This window comes from Magnetospirillum sp. WYHS-4, assembly GCA_039908345.1.
Taxonomy (GTDB): Bacteria; Pseudomonadota; Alphaproteobacteria; order Rhodospirillales; family GLO-3; genus JAMOBD01.
The window spans coordinates 1-1,622 of the sequence record JAMOBD010000146.1; the positions used below are offsets into that span (position 1 = coordinate 1).

At 65.7% G+C, this 1,622-nt stretch carries 1 protein-coding gene; it reads right to left on the reverse strand.

Features of this window, described 5'->3' with window-relative positions; genetic code table 11:
* A partial coding sequence (locus H7841_18410) for a FecR domain-containing protein (GenBank protein MEO5338832.1) occupies window positions 1-1,599 on the reverse strand: 1,599 nt, incomplete at its 3' end.
* Window positions 1,600-1,622 lie beyond the last annotated feature (23 nt).

The following is a 1,622-nucleotide window of genomic DNA, read 5'->3' on the forward strand; positions in this document are numbered from 1 at the left end:
GCCGGTGGTGGCGACCAGGAATTCCTGGAACTGGTTGGTGGTGCCCTGCTGGATGACCTGCTCGGTGAAGACGTCGGTGAAGATGTTGTTGAACTGCTGCTGGAAGGCGTCCTGGAAGCCTTGCGCGCCGCCGTCGAACAGGCCGGCCTGATCGGCGAACTGCTGCTGGAAGAAGGGGTCCTGGGCCGACTCGGACTGGAAGAACAGATCCTGGGCGAATCCCAGGGTCTCGGGATTGAACTGCCCGTCGGAAAACATGTTCTGGCCGAAGGCGTTGTCCATGAAGGACCCGACGGCATCCGACATGAAGCCGGCGTCGAAGGTCTGGGCGATGTTCTGGGCGAGGGTGTTGAAATCGAAGGCGTCGACCGCTCCGTTGATTCCGATGTCCTGAAGGGCGGTCGTCAACTGGCCGTTGAAGGCGATGAACTCGTCGAAGGCCTGCATGGCCATATCGGCGATGTCCTTGGGCGGGGCCATGACGAGATCCTTGGCGGATTCGTCGCGACCTTCCTTGATGTCCTTCGCGACCTGCTCGCGCGCCTTCTCGCCTTCGTCCTTGGGCGGTTCGACCTGGGCTTGGTTGGCGCCGAAGTCGCGGGTGCTGCCCGAGCCGGCGCCCAAAGGGTCCTTGACGGAGCCCAGACCGCCTTGGGCCTTGTTGTTCTGGGAATCCAGGATGCCCTTGGTGACCTGTTCGGCGATGGCTTGGTTGGCGAAGGGGCCGACACCGATCTTGTCCCACTTTTCCACATGCTTGACGTCGGCGCCCTTTTCCGCCGCCGCCGCCATGGCCTGTTCGGGCGACTTGCCCTGGGCGATGGCCTGTTCGAACGCCCGCGCCGCCGCCTGCTGCTGGGTCTGGGGCGCCGCCGCGCCGGTGGCCGTGGTCCCCGCCGGACCGGTCGGACCCGAGGGCGCGGTGGACGAAAAGCTCGCCCCGGCCGACTTGGAAACGTCGCCGAACACCCGCGACACCACGCTGCTCGGCAACTGGACCGGCAGCGAGGGCGTGTTGAACTTGGAACTCATCGAGGTGGACGAGAACGGCGTGTTCAGCGTCTCCGTCCCCACCGACGTCTTGACCGACAACTCGCCCGTGCCGCCGCCCGGATCGGGCAGCATGGAAAAGGTGTTGGACTTGCCTTCCGCCCCCGCCTTGCCCGCCATCGCCGTGCCGCGCACCCCGATGGTCGCCACCGGGGTCTTGACCACCATGGCGTCGACGCCGGTCTTGGAAATCTGCCCGCTGACGAAGGAGAACACACCCTCGGCGACATTCACCGCCATCTTGCCCTTCGAGGTGGCCGGATCGTAGACCATCTCGTCCAGGGTCATCTGGCCGTCCTTGCCGAGCGCGAAGGTCGACTTGTCGGCGAACACGATGCCCAGGTTGCCGGTCTTGCCGGTCGCCACCACGTCGCCCTGGAAGACGTCCGATCCCTTGGCCGCCACCACCTTGGTGCCGTCAACCCGGGTGATCGTCACCTCGCCCTGCAGCGTGTCCACCTTGCCGATCGGCTCGCCCAAAGAGCCGCGCCCCGCCTGCGCCAGTTGGATCAGCCCGCCGTCCTGGTCGGATTCGTTAAGCAAGGACATGCTCGCATCCTCTCGCCTGCCGC